At 60.9% G+C, this 16660-nt stretch carries 9 protein-coding genes; 4 read left to right on the plus strand and 5 right to left on the minus strand.

All coding sequences use genetic code 11. From position 1 onward, the window contains the following. Window positions 1–94: 94 nt before the first annotated feature. Window positions 95–5698 carry a dermonecrotic toxin domain-containing protein gene (locus BK670_RS25150; protein WP_259697588.1) on the plus strand — a complete coding sequence of 1868 codons (5604 nt, stop codon included), beginning with the start codon at window positions 95–97 and terminating at the stop codon, window positions 5696–5698. 79 nt (window positions 5699–5777) lie between these two features. Here BK670_RS25150 and metE read toward each other — a convergent pair whose 3' ends face one another. Beyond that, entirely contained in the window at window positions 5778–8090 is a 2313-nt protein-coding gene (metE, locus tag BK670_RS25155; RefSeq protein ID WP_123453813.1) for a 5-methyltetrahydropteroyltriglutamate--homocysteine S-methyltransferase, read from the minus strand. 112 nt (window positions 8091–8202) lie between these two features. On the opposite strand from metE, the gene metR reads away from it, so the two are divergent. Beyond that, window positions 8203–9120, plus strand: a complete 918-nt coding sequence (metR, locus tag BK670_RS25160) for a transcriptional regulator MetR (RefSeq protein WP_123453815.1) — start codon at window positions 8203–8205, stop codon at window positions 9118–9120. A gap of 109 nt (window positions 9121–9229) precedes the next feature. On the opposite strand, the gene BK670_RS25165 is transcribed toward metR, so the two are convergent. The 4 genes from BK670_RS25165 to nosR form a co-directional block, all read right to left on the minus strand. Beyond that, window positions 9230–9727: a GNAT family N-acetyltransferase gene (locus BK670_RS25165; RefSeq protein WP_123453817.1), complete on the minus strand. Its 498-nt coding sequence runs from the start codon at window positions 9725–9727 to the stop codon at window positions 9230–9232. Between the two features lie 2 nt (window positions 9728–9729). Then, on the minus strand, window positions 9730–10368 hold the full coding sequence (locus tag BK670_RS25170) for a LysE family translocator (protein WP_123453819.1): 639 nt from the start codon (window positions 10366–10368) through the stop codon (window positions 9730–9732). Between the two features lie 23 nt (window positions 10369–10391). Next, complete coding sequence (locus BK670_RS25175) at window positions 10392–10826, minus strand: NUDIX hydrolase (protein ID WP_123453821.1); 435 nt, start codon at window positions 10824–10826, stop codon at window positions 10392–10394. Window positions 10827–10893: 67 nt separating this feature from the next. After that, window positions 10894–12255 (minus strand): response regulator c-di-GMP phosphodiesterase, NosR family, encoded by a 1362-nt coding sequence (nosR, locus tag BK670_RS25180; RefSeq protein ID WP_123453823.1) that lies wholly within the window; start codon window positions 12253–12255, stop codon window positions 10894–10896. 252 nt (window positions 12256–12507) lie between these two features. Between nosR and BK670_RS25185 the strand changes: the two genes are divergently transcribed. Next, on the plus strand, window positions 12508–14766 hold the full coding sequence (locus tag BK670_RS25185; RefSeq protein ID WP_185036824.1) for an EAL domain-containing protein: 2259 nt from the start codon (window positions 12508–12510) through the stop codon (window positions 14764–14766). After that, window positions 14763–16637 (plus strand): putative bifunctional diguanylate cyclase/phosphodiesterase, encoded by a 1875-nt coding sequence (locus BK670_RS25190; RefSeq protein WP_123453827.1) that lies wholly within the window; start codon window positions 14763–14765, stop codon window positions 16635–16637. The genes BK670_RS25185 and BK670_RS25190 overlap by 4 nt, the downstream gene beginning before the upstream one ends. Window positions 16638–16660: the final 23 nt, after the last annotated feature.

The raw sequence follows: 16660 nt of genomic DNA on the forward strand, positions 1-16660 counted from the left end.
AAGCGCGCTGCCACAGTTTGATGACAGTTTGATGAAGAGTGCCAAGCGGTCGCCCGCGATAACTATGTACCGCCATGGCGGACGACGATTTCAGTTGAATGAGGTCGACCAGAAGCGGATCCGCCGCTTCATTGCGCGAGCCATCATTGCCATGCCCGACAGTTTCATTGCCGCCCTCTCGGACCCCGGTCTGGCGACCACGCCATCCGCCGTCCATCTATCTGCAAACCCTGACACCGCACTGGCGCTGAGTGCCACCCAGCGTTGGCGCGACAGCAGCCAGGCGCTGCGTGAATTGTTCAGCGGCGTACCGACCACCCGCGATACGTTGACTCGATTGCTCGAGCAGGATCTGGACCTCGGCGAGCCCGATATCGGTCTGCATTTTGCAGCCACCGCGCAACGCCCCGCACACTTCATCCCGATCGTGCAGGTCTGTGCCTTCGCCTTCCAGCATCCGCTGCCGCCGAGCACCGTCGATCAGCAATGCCGCGTCACGGGCCTGCCCGCCAGCCATGCGCTGTTCGCCCTCACGCCGCATCAATTGCTCGAACGGCTGAAGACCCTGGACCTGCTGAAGGCGCTGGACGAGGACTGGAATCAATACTGGGAGGCGCGCGCGCCCGCCACGGCGGTATCACGTCGCGAGCGTGCCGATCAACTGTATCGCGACCATTTCGAAGCGACCGTCCTGAATGCCGCCGCCCAGCGTCGCGTGACACCCCGACAGCGCCTTTCGCTATTGTCTTTGATGGACATGACCGCCCTCGACGCGACCGGCACCTGTGAGCAGATTTCCCTGGTGTTAAGCAATGGCAGCAAAGTGAAGTTCCCCGCCGCCTGGGTCATCGATCTTGACGAACAGCCGCCATTGCACTGGCTGTACCTGCCGTTACGCGCCGATGCCTTCAAGAAGTTTGCCCAGCGCAGTGAGCTTGAGGCCTGGGTGTCCGCGCAGTCGCTGATTCCCGGTGGATTGCCACAAACCGGCCTGACGTTTGAATACACCCGCAGAGACTTGCCGTTGACCACCGGCATGCGCGACCTGCTGACGCACTTTCGCCAGGCGAGAGTCGATTCCCTGCGTAACGGTAGCGCAGGCAAACCCGGATTTGCCGAACAAGCCAGCAACGCCCTGGACTTCGCCGATCGCACAGACCGCCAACGCCAGCTCGCTGCCGTGTTTGCTGCTCCCCCTGCGTTTGCAAGCGACCTGGTCGATGACGATGAACCGTCGCTGTTCGGCAGTCTCTATGCCGACATTCCCTTGCCCATGCGTCAGGCCGCTGTGAATCGTCAGCGGGATGCGCTCGAAGCCCGGTTGGGAGCATCGGATGACAACGCCGCCCTGCAGTCGATCAAGGATTTGCAACAGACGCTGGAAACCGCCGAGCAAGCTGCCGACGAAGCTGCAACGGCTTTGTTGGGCCGCTCACGCGTCCTCGACCTGTTAACCTTCAATCGTGAGTTCACCGCCCTCCATCAGGCACACAAGACCGGTCTGCAAGCCGAAGCCGACCTGCAGCAGTTGCTGCAACAGATCAGCAGCGAAGAACATCAACTGATCACCGCCCTGCTCGCCCCGTCAGACAATCCTGACAGCGACTGTGTGGCGGCCAGCCTGGTGCTTTCGACGAGCGAACCGGCGGACGGTGCCGCGACCGAGACGCTCAACGGTCCGTTTGTCATGACCCGTGCCGATGCCTTGCTCGACCCGTCGTCGACCCACAGCTTGCTGCTCTACTGGCCCGGCACAGGCGGAGGACTGCAACGCTTTGCCAATCGTCGAGCGCTGGAAAGCCAGATGTTCACCATTGCCAAACAGGACGCAGTGCTGACCCTGCGCTTGCAGAAGATCAACGGTGATCCCCTGCGTCACGCCCTGGATCAACTGACAAGCGAGTTTGAACTGCAGGCCGGCGAAATCCGTCGGCGCCATCCGCAATTCACGGCCGCCACCGAACACAGCAGCCAGTTGGAGGCGTTGCGTACACACTTCAGGGCCATCCTTCAGATGCCGCTGCATGCCGCGCGCAACCTGGCCTTTGCTTATCTGCTGGAACAAAACCGCACCGGCCGGCTGGCCGTCAATCTGCCCCAGTGGCAATTGAATTTGCCCCACAGTGAACGCAGTCATCTCAAGGCGCAGATACAGGCCTACATCAGCGCCATGCAGCGCAGCCACCAGCTGCTGACGCTGGCTTTGCCACCGCGCGATGACTTTACCCGCCAGCATCTGCACAAACGCTTGCGTGCAGATTTCTCGGTGGAGGGGCCCTTCTCGGTACAGATCGATCTGCCTGATTCTGCCCGCCTGCAAAAGCAACTGAGCGATGGCTCCACCATGACCACTCCGCAAAAAATGGTCGCGGTACCCAGCGCCACCCGCAGTAAAGTGTTACTTGAAGACCTGGCGCAATCGAACATCGATAACACACCGTCCATGCGCCTGGAGTCGGAGTCCCTGCGCCTGCTGTTCATGCAGGTCGAAGTCACGGCGGCCGATGCCAGGGTACGGGAAGCCTTGAGCACCGGCATCACCCATGAATACCTGCGCGAGACCCTGCCAGACCTGGATTTGCCCAAAGCCTACGAGCAAGCGATTCGCGATGCTTTCATGGGTGGGCTGGGCGAGTCCCCATTCGTGCGCGAGCATCGGCGTGAATGCCTTGTCGAGCCATGGCGGCTGATGCTCAAGATGCAGGGCGAATGCGCACGCCTGCAACAGCACCTCAACCATGAAGAGTGGCAAATTTTCAACATTGCCATTGAAGCCGATACCCCCCATGCCTGGGCCAGAGGTAAACGGCGCATTGTGCTTCTGCCGGCGTTCATCCGGGCCGGCGGCAAGGACACCTTCAACCAGGGGCCCGCCACGCTGTCTGGCATTACCTTTATCCAGGAGCAAATCAGCGGAATCACCTTGCTGTATCTGCCAGACAGCCCCGACGATCAGGTTCTGCGTCGTTATGACAGTCTGGAGGAGGCCCGTAAGGCGTTGTTCAAACTGTGCGAACAAGACCCGTGGATCCGTTATCTGGCAGGCCGGGCCTTGCAGGGCGATGTACGTGCCCATGAAAAACGCCTCGGTCAGGCCATCATGAAAAACCACGACGCCATGATCGGCGTCGGTATGTCCTGGCCTTCGACCACGTCGTTGGCCACGCACCTGCTCAACGTCCATATGGGGCGATTGATTGAGGCCCATCGCGGCACGTCACGTTCCAACGACGCGTTGTACATGGAGCGCTATGCGCTCAAGGGGCCGCGGGCCTTCAACTACCTGAAAATGGCGTTGGGTCTGCTGCCCTTTGTCGGCGTGGCGTTTGCCCTCTATGACGCCTGGACCAGCGCCAATCAGGCCGTGGCGGCTTTCTTGCGCGGTGATGTGGGTGATGGCCTGGCGGAGGTTGAATCCGTGTTGTTGTCGCTGATCGATGCGGCCATGGACCTGCTGCCGGGTGAAGTGGCGATTTCTACACTTTCCCGAACGGCCCGATCGCTGACCCGCGCTCGCCAGCTGCGCAGACTGGCAGAAGGCGCCAGCGCGTTGCATGCGCCCACCCAACAACGGGCCCGGAATCTGGCAGCGCGCTTCTCCGGCTACGAATACGAAAAGCCGATTTCGCTGTCCGGGCTGGAACCGGCCGCCGAGGGTCCCTATCGCGGTATCTACCGACATGCCGACGGCGATTTCATCCTCAGTCAGGGGCGGATTATCGAAGTTCACCGCGGCCACAAAGCTGACGAATGGCGCTTACGTGGCACCAGTACCAAAACCTATAAACAACCCATTGCTCTGGATGAAACCGGGCAATGGGATACCTGGTTCGGCGTCTATGGAACCGCTGTCGGCGGGTTGCCTGGCGGCGGAAATGTCGCCGGGTTTCTGGTCGATACGGCTGATTCTTTCTGGCCGCAGGCGATTCGCCAGCGATTGCCTCGCTGGCTGGTGGCCAGTGACATGGCTCGTCAACTGCGCCTGACCCGCGAAGCTGACAACCTGGCCGACCAGCTGAGAGCCAGAGGCACGGTAAGCGAAGCCACCATCAACCGCTATGGCAGTGCCTCTGAAGCGGATCGGCCATCTTTGGTGCAGGCTTCCGAAGCTGCCTGTGTCGGCGATATCCAGATCGCTACCCGACAGTACGAAAAGCTGCGGGAGCTGATGCCCCTGACCAGGGGCAATAAAAAACGCACGTTGCTGGAGATACAAAGCAAATGCGCTGCGTTAATGACCGACCGTTACTGGCGCCGCGCGTACCACCTCTCGCACAGCTCTACCGTCCTCACCAGCCGGATCGAGCAACTGCAAAAAGCACTGCGCCACCTGCCGAACGATACGCTTGCCCAACGGATAAGAATGCTCGAAGAAATCCGCACCTTGCGTGTCGGTTACCTGCGCCAGCTCAATCAGATGGAGCGGCTCAGGGGCGAGGTCAATTACTGGTATGAACGCATTCGCGTGAAAGCGCACAAAGAAACCCGAACCAAGCAGGTCGAGGACATAAACGCCAAGCAGAGCGATGCCAACCTGATATTTCTGAAAACCAGCCAACGCCTGGAAATCATCAAGCGTCATGGCCGCACCGACGACGTGTCCTGGTTCGACCTGCTGGAACACGCTCATGAGCTTCGTGGCAATGTCGACCGGGCCCTGTACACGCAGTTCAACCTTCGCAACATCGACGCGACCTCGATTGAACGCAGTCAGATTCTGCAGAACTGCGTCGACCTGTACACACGGTTCCGTCGTGAGATGAATATCTGGACCGCCACGTATCCACAACACTTCCACCTGGAGGAAGTACCGCCGTTGTTGAGCGGGCTCGAATGGCTCGCTGAACGGGCGCGCAAAAATATCATCGAAGAGCCGGAGCCGGTTCCAACGGGACAGCCTGCACAAAAAGTGTTCACCACGGCTGACAACCAGTTGCTGCAAGGCGTCGAGCGCTGGGAGCCAACCTCGCAGAAACACCAATACGTTTCCACCGGCCGCGGGGGCTACGAAGAAATCTGGGAGCAAGGCAACGATGGCAGTTACCGGTTGTTGAACCCGCGTAACGAAGAACCGAGTGCTCCGCCCTCAATGAGCCTCGAGACATTACTGCTCGATGCGCAACGACGCCTGGACGCGCAGACCGCCTACCAGGCCCGGGTCGAGTCCTACGCCGAGCAGGACATGCTTCCGGTCGACCTGCAACACATGATGGACAGTGAAGCGAGCGAGCTCAATCGCCGCGCCAGCAGGATCGAAGCCCTGGCAGCGCAAAACCCGATCATTGCGCAATTGCGCACCAAGGCCCGCGAACTGACCCTCACTGGCCGGGCCCTGCGTACCCGCCAATCACTGACCAGTCAAAAACCCACCGATGGCATGCTTGAAGACCTTATTACGCAGAATGCCGTGGAGATCCGTAAAACCAGCCCACTGAAGAACCTCGGTAAACGCAACGGCCGCAACGACTATCTGCAAGAGTATGAAATCTGGGACATGACGCTGTCGCCGGCAGAGCTGCTTTGGTACGCCCACTTTCACTATCGCAGCACGACAAGAGCGTTGAGGAGTTTCGAGAAAGCCCATTTGAAACTGCCCGCCCACCGTTTTCTGACCCACGCGGACGATGCCAGCCTGCCCTATGCCGACATTGGCCCGCAGTCGGCCGTGCTCGTGCACTTTGAGGCAATTCAGGCTTAAGCACCGATCGGGATGGCGACGCCCCTCCTCCACGAAAAAAGCCAGCCTCACGCCTGAGACTGGCTTTTTTTGCGGGCCGTCAGGCCAACTGACTGCGCAACTGCCGTGCCGCGGCCACCATGTTGACCAGCGCCGCTTCCGTTTCCGGCCACGCCCGCGTCTTCAGGCCGCAATCGGGGTTGACCCACAGCCGCTCCGCCGGAATCCTTTTGACCGCTTTTCTCATCAGTTTGACCATCTCGGCAGTGTCCGGCACCCGTGGCGAGTGGATGTCATAGACGCCCGGGCCGATGTCATTCGGGTATTCGAACGCTTCGAAAGCGTCAAGCAGCTCCATGTCCGAACGCGAGGTTTCAATGGTGATGACGTCGGCGTCCATGTCGGCAATCGCCTTGATTACATCGTTGAATTCGCTGTAGCACATGTGAGTGTGGATCTGGGTTTGATCCTTGACGCCAGCGGCGGTCAGACGGAACGCTTCCACTGCCCAGTCCAGGTAGTCCTGCCAATGGGCGCGGCGCAGCGGCAGGCCTTCGCGGAACGCGGCTTCGTCGATCTGCACGATCTTGATCCCGGCGCGTTCCAGATCCACCACTTCGTCACGCAGCGCCAGCGCGAGCTGTTGCGCCTGGACTTTGCGCGAGATGTCTTCGCGCGGGAACGACCACATCAGCATGGTCACAGGGCCAGTGAGCATGCCCTTCATGACTTTGTCGGTCAGGCTCTGTGCGTAGGTGATCCAGTCCACCGTCATGGCCTGCGGACGACTCAAGTCGCCATAAATCACCGCCGGTTTGACACAGCGCGAACCGTAGCTCTGCACCCAGCCGAATCGGGTGAACAAGTAACCGTCGAGCTGTTCGGCGAAATACTCGACCATGTCGTTGCGCTCGGCTTCACCGTGCACCAGCACGTCCAGCCCCAGGCGTTCCTGAACCTGTACGGCGTGGCGGATTTCGCTGCGCATGGCGTCGTGGTAATCGTTGGCCGACAGTTTGCCCTGCCTGAACGCCTGGCGCGCCAGACGGATCGAACCGGTCTGCGGGAACGAGCCGATGGTCGTGGTCGGAAACGTCGGCAACTGCAAACGCGCCTGCTGTTGCGCGATGCGTTTGGCGAACGGCGAATGACGCTGACGATCGCTGGCACTGATTGCCTTGATTCGCGCCTGCACCTGGGCTTTATGAATGCGCGGTGACTGCGCCCGACTGAGCGCGATGGCGCGACTGTCGGCCAGCGCGGCGCGCACGTTGGCAGCTTGCGGATCCTTCAGCGCATCGCGCAGCACGGCAACCTCGCTGCACTTTTGCACGGCAAAGGCCAGCCAGCTTTTCAGTTCCGGATCGAGCTTGTCTTCACGCTCGACATCCACCGGGCAATGCAATAGCGAGCAAGAACTGCTGACCCACAGGTTGTCGCCGAATCGTTCTTGCGCCGGTTGCAATTGCGCCAGCGCCTGTTCCAGTTCGCAGCGCCAGACGTTGCGGCCATTGACCAGACCGACCGAGAGAATCTTGTAAGTGGGCAGGCGATCAAGCACCTGGCCCAGTTGCTCCGGCGCCCGCACCGCATCAATGTGCAAGCCTTGCACCGGCAGGCCCACGGCCAGGCCAAGGTTGTCTTCGAGGCCACTGAAATAGGTCGCCACGAGTTTCTTCAGCGGCGAGTACTGGAGGATGTGATAGGCGCGTTCGAAGGCGCTTTTCCATGCCTGCGGCAGGTCGAGGGTGAGGATCGGTTCGTCGATTTGCACCCATTCGACACCTTGTTCGGCGAGGCGCACAAAGATTTCGTTATAGACCGGCAGCAGGCGTTCGAGCAGATCAAGCTTGTCGAATTCGACGCCTTTGGCCTTGCCCAGCCACAAGTAAGTCAGCGGGCCGATGATCACCGGTTTGACGTTGTGGCCTAGCGCCTTGGCTTCTTCGACTTCCTCGAACAGCTGTTCCCAGCTCAGCTTGAACGATTGGTCCGCGTTGAACTCCGGGACCAGATAGTGATAGTTGGTGTCGAACCATTTGGTCAGCTCTTGCGCATATTGCGTCGTGCCGTGTTCGCCGCCGCAGCAGCCCCTTGTTGCGCCTCGGGCCATGGCGAACAGGGTGTCGAGGCTCGGCTGGCCGTGCGCGTCGCGCACGCTGGCGAAACGCTCGGGGATCACGCCAAAGGTCAGCGAATGGGTCAGCACCTGGTCATACCAGGCAAAGTCGCCGACCGGTAGCAAATCAATGCCGGCGTCTTTCTGCAATTGCCAGTGGGCGGCGCGCAAATCACGGCCGATCTGGTTCAGAGCAGCCTGGTCAAGGTCGCCTTTCCAGAAGGCTTCGAGGGCTTTTTTCAGTTCGCGGTCGGCGCCGATGCGCGGAAAACCAAGGGTGTGGGCCACGGCCATGTCGAATGTGCTCCATTGCGTAAAAGATGGCGCCATTGTCGACAGTCAGGGCAACATGAGACAAACTCAACCTTTTCGTGTTGATCACAAGTTTTCCTCATGGAGCTAGCCGGTGCTTGAAATCCGTCACTTGAAAACCCTGCACGCCCTGCGCGAAGCCGACAGCCTGGTGGACGCCGCCGACCGCCTGCACCTGACCCAATCGGCACTGTCCCATCAGTTCAAGGAGCTGGAAGAGCGCATGGGCATGCCATTGTTCGTGCGCAAAACCAAACCGGTACGTTTCACCAGCGCCGGTCTGCGCCTGTTGCAGCTGGCCGACGCGACGTTGCCGCTGCTGCGCGCCGCCGAGCGCGACATCGCCCGACTGGCCGGTGGCACCGCCGGGCGTTTGCACATGGCTATCGAATGCCATAGCTGTTTCCAGTGGCTGATGCCGACCATTGACCAGTTCCGCGATGCCTGGCCCGAGGTCGAACTCGACCTTGCATCGGGCTTCGCTTTTGCACCGCTGCCGGCACTGGCCCGTGGTGATCTGGATCTGGTGGTGACTTCCGATCCGCTGGAAATCGCCGGCATCACCTATGTGCCGCTGTTCACCTATGAAGCGATGCTGGCAGTGGCCAACCAGCATGCACTGGCGAGCAAGCCGTACATTGTCCCCGAAGACCTGCTGACGGAAACGCTGATCACCTACCCGGTGGAACGCGACCGCCTCGACATCTTTACGCGGTTTCTCGAACCTGCCGATATCGAACCGGCGCAGGTGCGCACTTCAGAGCTGACGGTGATGATGATGCAACTGGTCGCCAGCGGCCGTGGCGTCTGCGGCATGCCGCACTGGGCGCTGCACGAATACAGCTCGCGCGGTTACGTGAAGGGCAAACGGCTGGGGGAAAAAGGCTTGTTCGCGACGTTGTATGCGGCGATTCGCACCGACATGCTCGACGCACCGTACATGCGGGATTTCCTGCTGACGGCCAAGGATACGTCGTTCTCGACCCTGGACGGGGTTAGCGCGGTTCGCTGAGTCACTTGTGGGAGCGAGCTTGCTCGTGAAGGCGATGTATCAGACACGCAAATAGTGACTGTCAGATTGCCTTCGCGAGCAGGCTCGCTCCCACAGGGACGGGGTGATATCAGATCTCGCGCCACATGTGGATCTTGTCGAAGTAGTCTTCACCCACCCGCACCGCCAATGGTTCGAGGCCGAACTGGATGAAGCCGCAACGCTGGTAGAGATTGAACGCGGCGTCATTGCCGGCGGTGACAGTGAGCTGCAGAAGTTGCAGCGCCGGGTGGTTTCGCGCCTCGGCAATGGCCGCTTGCACCAGTTCATGGCCGAGGCCGTGCTGGCGAAAATCCGCCGAGACGTACATGCCGAACAGGGTCGCCTTATGACGAGCCTTCTCGCGCGGTTCAAAGGCCAGGCCGACGATGCCAGCCAACGTGCCGGCTTCAAACGCACCAAGTACCACGTCGAGCTTGCTGGTCAGGCGCCCTTCCCACCAACTCAATGGCATCACTGCGCGTTCACGCACGCTGGAGGTGAACGCCTGCGGATGGCGGTCATAGGCTTCGAGCATCAGCTCTCGATAAGCCAGGGCATGACTGGCGTCCAGCCGTTCGATCCACATGTTCACGCCGTCCTGCGCTGCTCAAGCATCAGCCGCACGGCCAGACCACCCAAAACGAAGCCCATGAAATAGCGCTGCAGCGCCAGCCATGTCGGGTTACGCACAAACCACGAAGCGATGCTCGCCGCGAACAGCGCGATGAGCAAATTGACGCAGAAACTGACGCTGATCTGGGTCAGGCCGAGAATGATGCTTTGGGTGAACACCGAGCCGTGTTCAGGGGTAATGAATTGCGGAAAGACCGAGAGGTAGAACACGGCGATTTTCGGGTTCAGCGCACTGGTCAGAAAGCCCATGGTGATCAATTTGCGCGACGAGTCCGGCGGTAATTGCTGTGCCTCGAACGGCGAGCGCGCGCCGGGTTTCACCGCTTGCCAGGCCAGCCACAACAAGTACAGCGCACCGGCCCACTTCAGTACTTCATAGGCCATCGGCACCGCGAGAAACACCGCGGTCAAACCGGCCGCTGCCGCGAACATATGCACAAAGAATCCGCTGACCACACCGAGCAATGAAGTGACCCCGGCCTGGCGTCCCTGACAGATCGAACGCGAAATCAGGTAGATCATGTTCGGCCCCGGCGTCAGCACCATCAGCAGTGCAGCGGCGGCAAAAATCAGCAGGTCTTGAAGCGGGATCATGGCAAAGTCCCATGCGTGGATGATCAGGCGATTGCGCTCTGCGAGTGGCGATAAAACGGCAGGATCAGGTCGCGTGTCAATGGCGCCAGCACGACAGCAGGATCAGTGGCCGGATCGACCCAGATCACTTCTTCGATTTCCGCCGCTGGCGTGACGTCGGCCTCGATGGTCAGTTGAAAGGTCTCGGCCTGGACGACAAAACCCGGCTCGTTGGCCGCAGGCGCCGAGAACTGGCCGAGAAAGCTGGCCTGCGCAGGATCGATCCGCAAGCCCAACTCCTCTTCCAGCTCACGCGCCAGTGCATGCACCGGCAACTCGTGCGCCTCGATCTTGCCGCCCGGTTGCATGAACGCCGTGGTCCCGCGCTTGCGCACCAGCAGGGTCTGCCCTTCGGGGTTGAGCAACAGCGCGGCGGCTATACGGATGAGGTTTGCAGAGTCAACAGATGCACAAGTCATGGATCAGCCACCGGCCTGGAAAAACCGCAAGGATCCCATGCCCGGCCCAATGACGTCACGTCACCGATCATTCACCCAGCGCCTTGAGCGTGGCTTCAACCTCCTCCGGCACCTTGACGAAAATCGTGTACTTGCCGCCCTCCATGGCTTCGAACGCAATCAGTTTTTCCACCAACAGCGTGCTGAGTACCTTGCCGGCATTGAGCAGCAGCATGCCGTTATCGGCATTGAGATTGCGCGCCAGAATCATCCCCGCCGCCAGATCCCGAGTAGACATGACCTTGACCGACGGATCGGCCAGCGTCACGTCGCTGAGAAATGCCGCACACACCTGGATGAAATCCTCGACCAGATCCGGATCGTACAAACGCCCGGCGTACTGGCGCAGGTACAGCAGCGCTTCGTCGCTGTTCATCTGCCGCTCAAGGATCAGACCGCGCTGCAACTCGACGAAATCCACCGCCAGTTTCAGCAGGCGCGAACCGAACGGAATGCCCTCGCCCTTGAGCCGGTCGGGAAAGCCGCTGCCGTCCCAGCGCTCCTGATGATGCAGGATCAGACGCGCCGCATCCTTCATCGGGTCGAGGGTCATGAGCAACGATTCGCTCTGCTTCGGATAACCGCGATAGCGCTCGCGTTCGGTATGGTGCAGCAGATCCGAGGGCGTGGTCATCATCGCGTCGGTCCAGCTCAGCTTGCCGACGTTGTACAGCGCCGCAGCCATGGTCAGGTCACGGCTGGTGGCCTCGTCCAGCCCGTGCTGTTTGCAGTAGCTGCGCACCAGTTCGATGATCTGCCGGTTGGTCTGCTTGGCAGGTGGCAAGCGCAGATTGGCCAGCAGCGAGAACACTTCGGTGCCGGTGACGTAGCTGTGCTTGAGTTCTTCGTACGCCAGATCGAGCATGTCGGCGGTCTGCTGCAGTTCGGCGGTGCGCGCCGCGACATGCTTTTCCAGGGTGCTGTTGAGCAGTTTCAGCTGCTCGTTCTGCACCTGGTTCAAGCGCTCCAGACGCTGGCGCTCCTGCTCGGAATGCTGGTGTTCGAGGGACTGGCGCAGAATCAGCAGCAGCTCCTCGTCATGCCACGGTTTGCTGATGTAACGGTGAATCTGCCCGTCATTGATGGCTTTGATGATCGCCGCCGGGTCGGCATAGCCGGTGAGCATGATCCGCGCCGTCGCCGGATAACGCTCACGGACATGCGCCAGCAACGACGCACCGTCCATGCCCGGCATGCGCGCATCGCTCATCACCAGGTTCACCGGCTGCTGCGCGAGGATCTCCAGCGCCTGGGCGCCGCTGGTGGCCAACAGCACATCGTAGGGTTGGCCGCGTAACAGGCGACGCAGACTGTTGAGGATCGACTCCTCGTCATCGACCAGCAGCACTGTGGGTCGATGCGCCGGCAGCGGCGCGGATGGCTCTTCCATGGCATGGCCTCAAGCAAACAGGGAAATTACGACGCACCGAGCCAACACTTCGCCGGTCCGCGCCTGAGTCCAAGGCTAGATGATTTTGGCCGGCATTCACGCCGATCTTTGTCCGGGGCCGAAAGCGTAGTACCGCGGAGCCGACTATGCTGAAGACAGCGCAAGACTCCATCGGCTGATACAAGCAGGCAAATGGCGAGGGAAAAGGATGCCCCGGATGATCACAGCATGCCTGCCCACGGGCGGCGCGGCATGACAGCGCCAACCGTGCACATCAATCGCCGTGTGCTGATCGTTGACGACAGCGCGTCGATTCATGGCGATTTCGCCAAGATTCTCAGCCCGGTCATCCCTAGTGACGATGGTCTGGGCGAAACCGAGAGCCTGCTGTTCGGCACACCGTCCGCCAGACAATCCCAACATTTCGAGCTGGACTCGGCCTTTCAGGGGCGCGAAGCCCTGGAAAAACTCGAGGCCGCGCTGGCAGAAAACCGCCCCTACGCCATGGCCTTCATCGACATGCGCATGCCGCCGGGCTGGGATGGCCTGGAGACCATCGAACGGCTGTGGCAAGCCGACCCCAAGTTGCAAGTTGCCTTGTGCACGGCCTATTCCGATTATTCCTGGGAAGACATCGACCGGCGTCTGGCGCTGAACGACCGGTTGCTGATCCTGAAAAAGCCCTTCGACGCCATCGAGATCCGGCAGATGGCCAGCGCCCTTACGGTCAAATGGCAAATGACCGAAGACGCCGAGCTGAAAATGACCCTGCTGGAAGCTGCGGTGCAGGAGCGCACCCGCGAGCTGTCCGATGCCAATATGATCGTGCAGAACAGCCCGACCATTCTTTACCGTTTGCGCGGCGAACCCTCGTTTGCGCTGATGTATATCTCCCACAACATCACCCGTTACGGCCATGTCGCCGCCGACCTGGTGGGTTCGCCCAACTGGGCGCAAGAATTGATTCACCCGGACGATCAGGCGAACGTCGATGCGGCCATGGCCCGGGTGCTGGATCGGCATGCGTCGGGCGCTTCCATCGAATTCCGCATGCGCACCGGCCAGGGCACCTGGCGCTGGGTGGAGAACCGCTATATCCCCGTGCGCGATCAGGACGGCCGTCTATTGGAAGTCGAAGGCATCATCCTCGACATCACCGAACGGCGCCTGGCCGAGGACAAACTGGCCTTGCTGGCGCGCTCCGATGGCCTGACGGGGCTGGCCAATCGCGCCACATTGATCGAACGTCTGCATCAGGCGTTTGCCGCCGCGCGACGCGGTGCCATGCCGTTCGCGGTGTTCTACCTGGACCTCGACCATTTCAAGCGGATCAATGACACCCTGGGCCACCCGGTGGGCGATCTGCTGCTGCAGGAAGTCGCCCGGCGCATCAAGTGCGGCGTCCGCGAAAGCGACGTAGTAGCGCGCCTGGGCGGCGACGAATTCGCGATCCTGCAGCTGGACGTCAGCGATCCGACCCAGTCCGCCGCGATGGCCGCCAATATCCGCGACACGCTGCTGGCGCCCTACCACCTGGCCGGCAATGCGCTGCATATTTCGGTGAGCATCGGCATCAGCAGTTACAGCGACCTCAGCCTCGATGCCGACACGCTGCTCGGGCAAGCCGACATGGCGCTGTACCGCGCCAAGGAAATGGGCCGCAACCAGTACCACTTCCACTCCGAGGAAATCTCCCGGGAAGTGGCCGAACGCATGACCCTCGTTGGCGAGTTGATGACCGCCATCGAGAGCAATGAGCTGATGCTGCGGTATGCGCCTGAGGTCGATCTGCACAGCGGCAGGATCCTCGGCATGGAGGCACAAGTCCTCTGGCAGCATCCCCGTCGCGGTCTGCTGCCGGCCGCCGAGTTCGTGCCGATTGCGGAGAAAACCGGCGCAATCATTCCGCTCGGGCGCTGGGTGCTGGACCACGCCTGCCACCAGATGCATCTGTGGCGTAACGAAGGGGTCGCGCCACCGGTGATGGCGATCAAACTCTCGCTGGCCCAACTCAAGAGCGGCCCCGAGCTGATCTACAACGTGCTGCGCACCACCGCCCGCTGGGAACTCGCCCCTTGGGATCTGCGCTTCGATGTCACCGAGGCCACGCTGGCCCAGACCAAGTGGACGCACAACGACGCGTTGCCGCGCCTGCGTGAACTGGGCGTGAGCATCGCCATCGATGATTTCGGCACTGAATACTCCTCGTTCGACTACCTCAAAACCTACCGGGTCAATCACCTCAAACTGGCGCAGAGTTTCGTCGACAGTGCCGCCCATGATGTCGCCGGCGCCAACGCCCTGCGCGCGATCGTCAACTTCGCCCGGGACCTGGACATCGGCATCATTGCTGAAGGCCAGCCGTCGTCGGATCAACCTTGCACGCCCCCCGTCGCGCCGCCGCTGCCGAGCGCCCGGGGCATGTATTTCAGCGCAGCGGTCAGCGCCGAACAGGCCGGGCATTTGCTCAAGGACAGTTCCCGTCTGACGCCAAAAGAGGACGAGGCATGAAAACGCCTTTTCCCCAGACCAACCGGCGCATCCTGATCATCGACGACACGCCGGCGATCCACGATGACTTTCGCAAGATCCTCGCCCCGCAAGTGGCGGACGCCGTCGATTTGCAGCAACTGGAACAGACGCTGTTCGGCACCCAGCAGACGCCGCATCTGAATTTTCAGCTCGACTCCGCCTATCAGGGCCAGGAAGCGCTGGCGCTGGTCAACCGCGCACTGGCCAGTGGCAATCCCTACGCCCTCGCTTTTATCGACATGCGCATGCCACCCGGCTGGGATGGCCTGGAAACCATCGAACAACTGTGGCGGGTCGACCCGAACCTGCAAATCGCCTTGTGCACGGCGTACAGCGACTACAGCTGGGAAGCCATGACCGAACGGCTGGAGTTCGGCGATCAATTGCTGATCCTGAAAAAGCCGTTCGACAGTCTGGAAATCCGTCAGATGGCCAACGCCCTGACCTGGAAATGGCAACTGGCGCAGGACGCGGCGCTGAAGATGCTCAGCCTTGAGCGAACCGTCGAGGCGCGGGTGCACGAATTGCTCAAGGTCTCGCACCTGCTGCAATACGACAGCCTCACGGAGCTGCCCAACAGCACCTTGCTCGGTGATCGCCTGAGTCAGGCCATGGCCGTGTGCCGACGGCATGACAAACAATTGGTGGTGATGTTTCTCGGTCTGGATCGCTTCAAGCGCATCAACAATGCGCTGGGCCATCCGGCGGGCGACGAGATGCTCAAACGGGTCGCCCGGCAACTGTTGTCCTGCGTACGCGATTCGGACTCGGTGTTTCGCTACGGTTCCGATGAGTTCGTGGTGATCCTCGGCGACATCAACCACCCTCAGCAAACCCACGGCATCGCGGAAAAACTCCTCGCCGCCATTCGCCTGCCGCAGATGATTGCCGGCCACGACATCAGCGTCACCGCCAGCGTCGGCATCAGCGTCTACCCCGGTGACGGCCTTGAAGCCACCGAGCTGATCAAGAAAGCCGAAACCGCGATGCGCAACGTCAAGGAACAGGGGCCTGACAACATCGGCTTTTTCATCGAAGCCATGAACCAGCACGCCCGCGAACAGCACAGCATCGAGTCGGGCATTCGCCGCGCCCTGCAGGAGCATGAATTCGTCCTGCACTACCAGCCGAAAATCGACTTGCGCAGTGCCAAAGTGGTGGGTGCCGAAGCACTGCTGCGCTGGCAGAAACCGGGGCATGGCTGGGTCTATCCGTCGGACTTCATCCCGGTGGCCGAGGACAGCGGCCTTATCGTTCCGCTGAGCAAATGGGTGCTGGCGGAGGCCTGTCGCCAGACCCGCGCCTGGCAACTGGCCGGACTGCCGCCGATCCGCATGTCGGTCAACACTTCACCCATCGATTTTCGCCAGCGTGACTTCGTCGCCGGCATCGAGCGCGTACTGCAACAGACGGGTCTGGCCCCCGAATGGCTGGAACTGGAAATCACCGAAGGCGTGCTGATGCAAAACGTCGAGGCGACGATGACGGCGCTCAATCGCCTGAAGACGCTGGGCACGCGTCTGGCCATCGATGACTTTGGCACCGGCTATTCCAGCCTGAGCTACCTGCGGCGGTTTCCCATCGATGTGCTGAAGATCGACCAATCGTTCATTCGCAACCTGTGCAACGACCGCAACGATGCCGCGCTGGTAAGCGCGATCATCAACCTGGGCAAGAGCCTGGAACTGGATGTCATCGCCGAGGGCATCGAAACCGCCGAACAACTGGCGTTTCTCAAGGCTCACCACTGCGAAGAAGGCCAGGGCTACTTTTTCAGCAAAGCCCTGCCGGCAGATGCGTTTGCGCGTTTGCTCGCCGGTACGCAACCCACGCCTTGGACGATTGAATGATCACTGTGCAAGCGGCCTTGAGT

This window comes from Pseudomonas fluorescens (genome assembly GCF_003732425.1).
Taxonomy (GTDB): Bacteria; Pseudomonadota; Gammaproteobacteria; order Pseudomonadales; family Pseudomonadaceae; genus Aquipseudomonas; species Aquipseudomonas fluorescens_BE.

Excerpts from the sequence above, each read along its gene's own strand:
- metE (WP_123453813.1), bottom strand. The coding sequence starts at position 8,090 with ATGGCCGTGGCCCACACCCTTGGTTTTCCGCGCATCGGCGCCGACCGC.
- BK670_RS25165 (WP_123453817.1), bottom strand. The coding sequence starts at position 9,727 with ATGTGGATCGAACGGCTGGACGCCAGTCATGCCCTGGCTTATCGAGAG.
- BK670_RS25170 (WP_123453819.1), bottom strand. The coding sequence starts at position 10,368 with ATGATCCCGCTTCAAGACCTGCTGATTTTTGCCGCCGCTGCACTGCTG.
- BK670_RS25175 (WP_123453821.1), bottom strand. The coding sequence starts at position 10,826 with ATGACTTGTGCATCTGTTGACTCTGCAAACCTCATCCGTATAGCCGCC.
- nosR (WP_123453823.1), bottom strand. The coding sequence starts at position 12,255 with ATGGAAGAGCCATCCGCGCCGCTGCCGGCGCATCGACCCACAGTGCTG.
- BK670_RS25185 (WP_185036824.1), top strand. The coding sequence starts at position 12,508 with ATGACAGCGCCAACCGTGCACATCAATCGCCGTGTGCTGATCGTTGAC.
- BK670_RS25190 (WP_123453827.1), top strand. The coding sequence starts at position 14,763 with ATGAAAACGCCTTTTCCCCAGACCAACCGGCGCATCCTGATCATCGAC.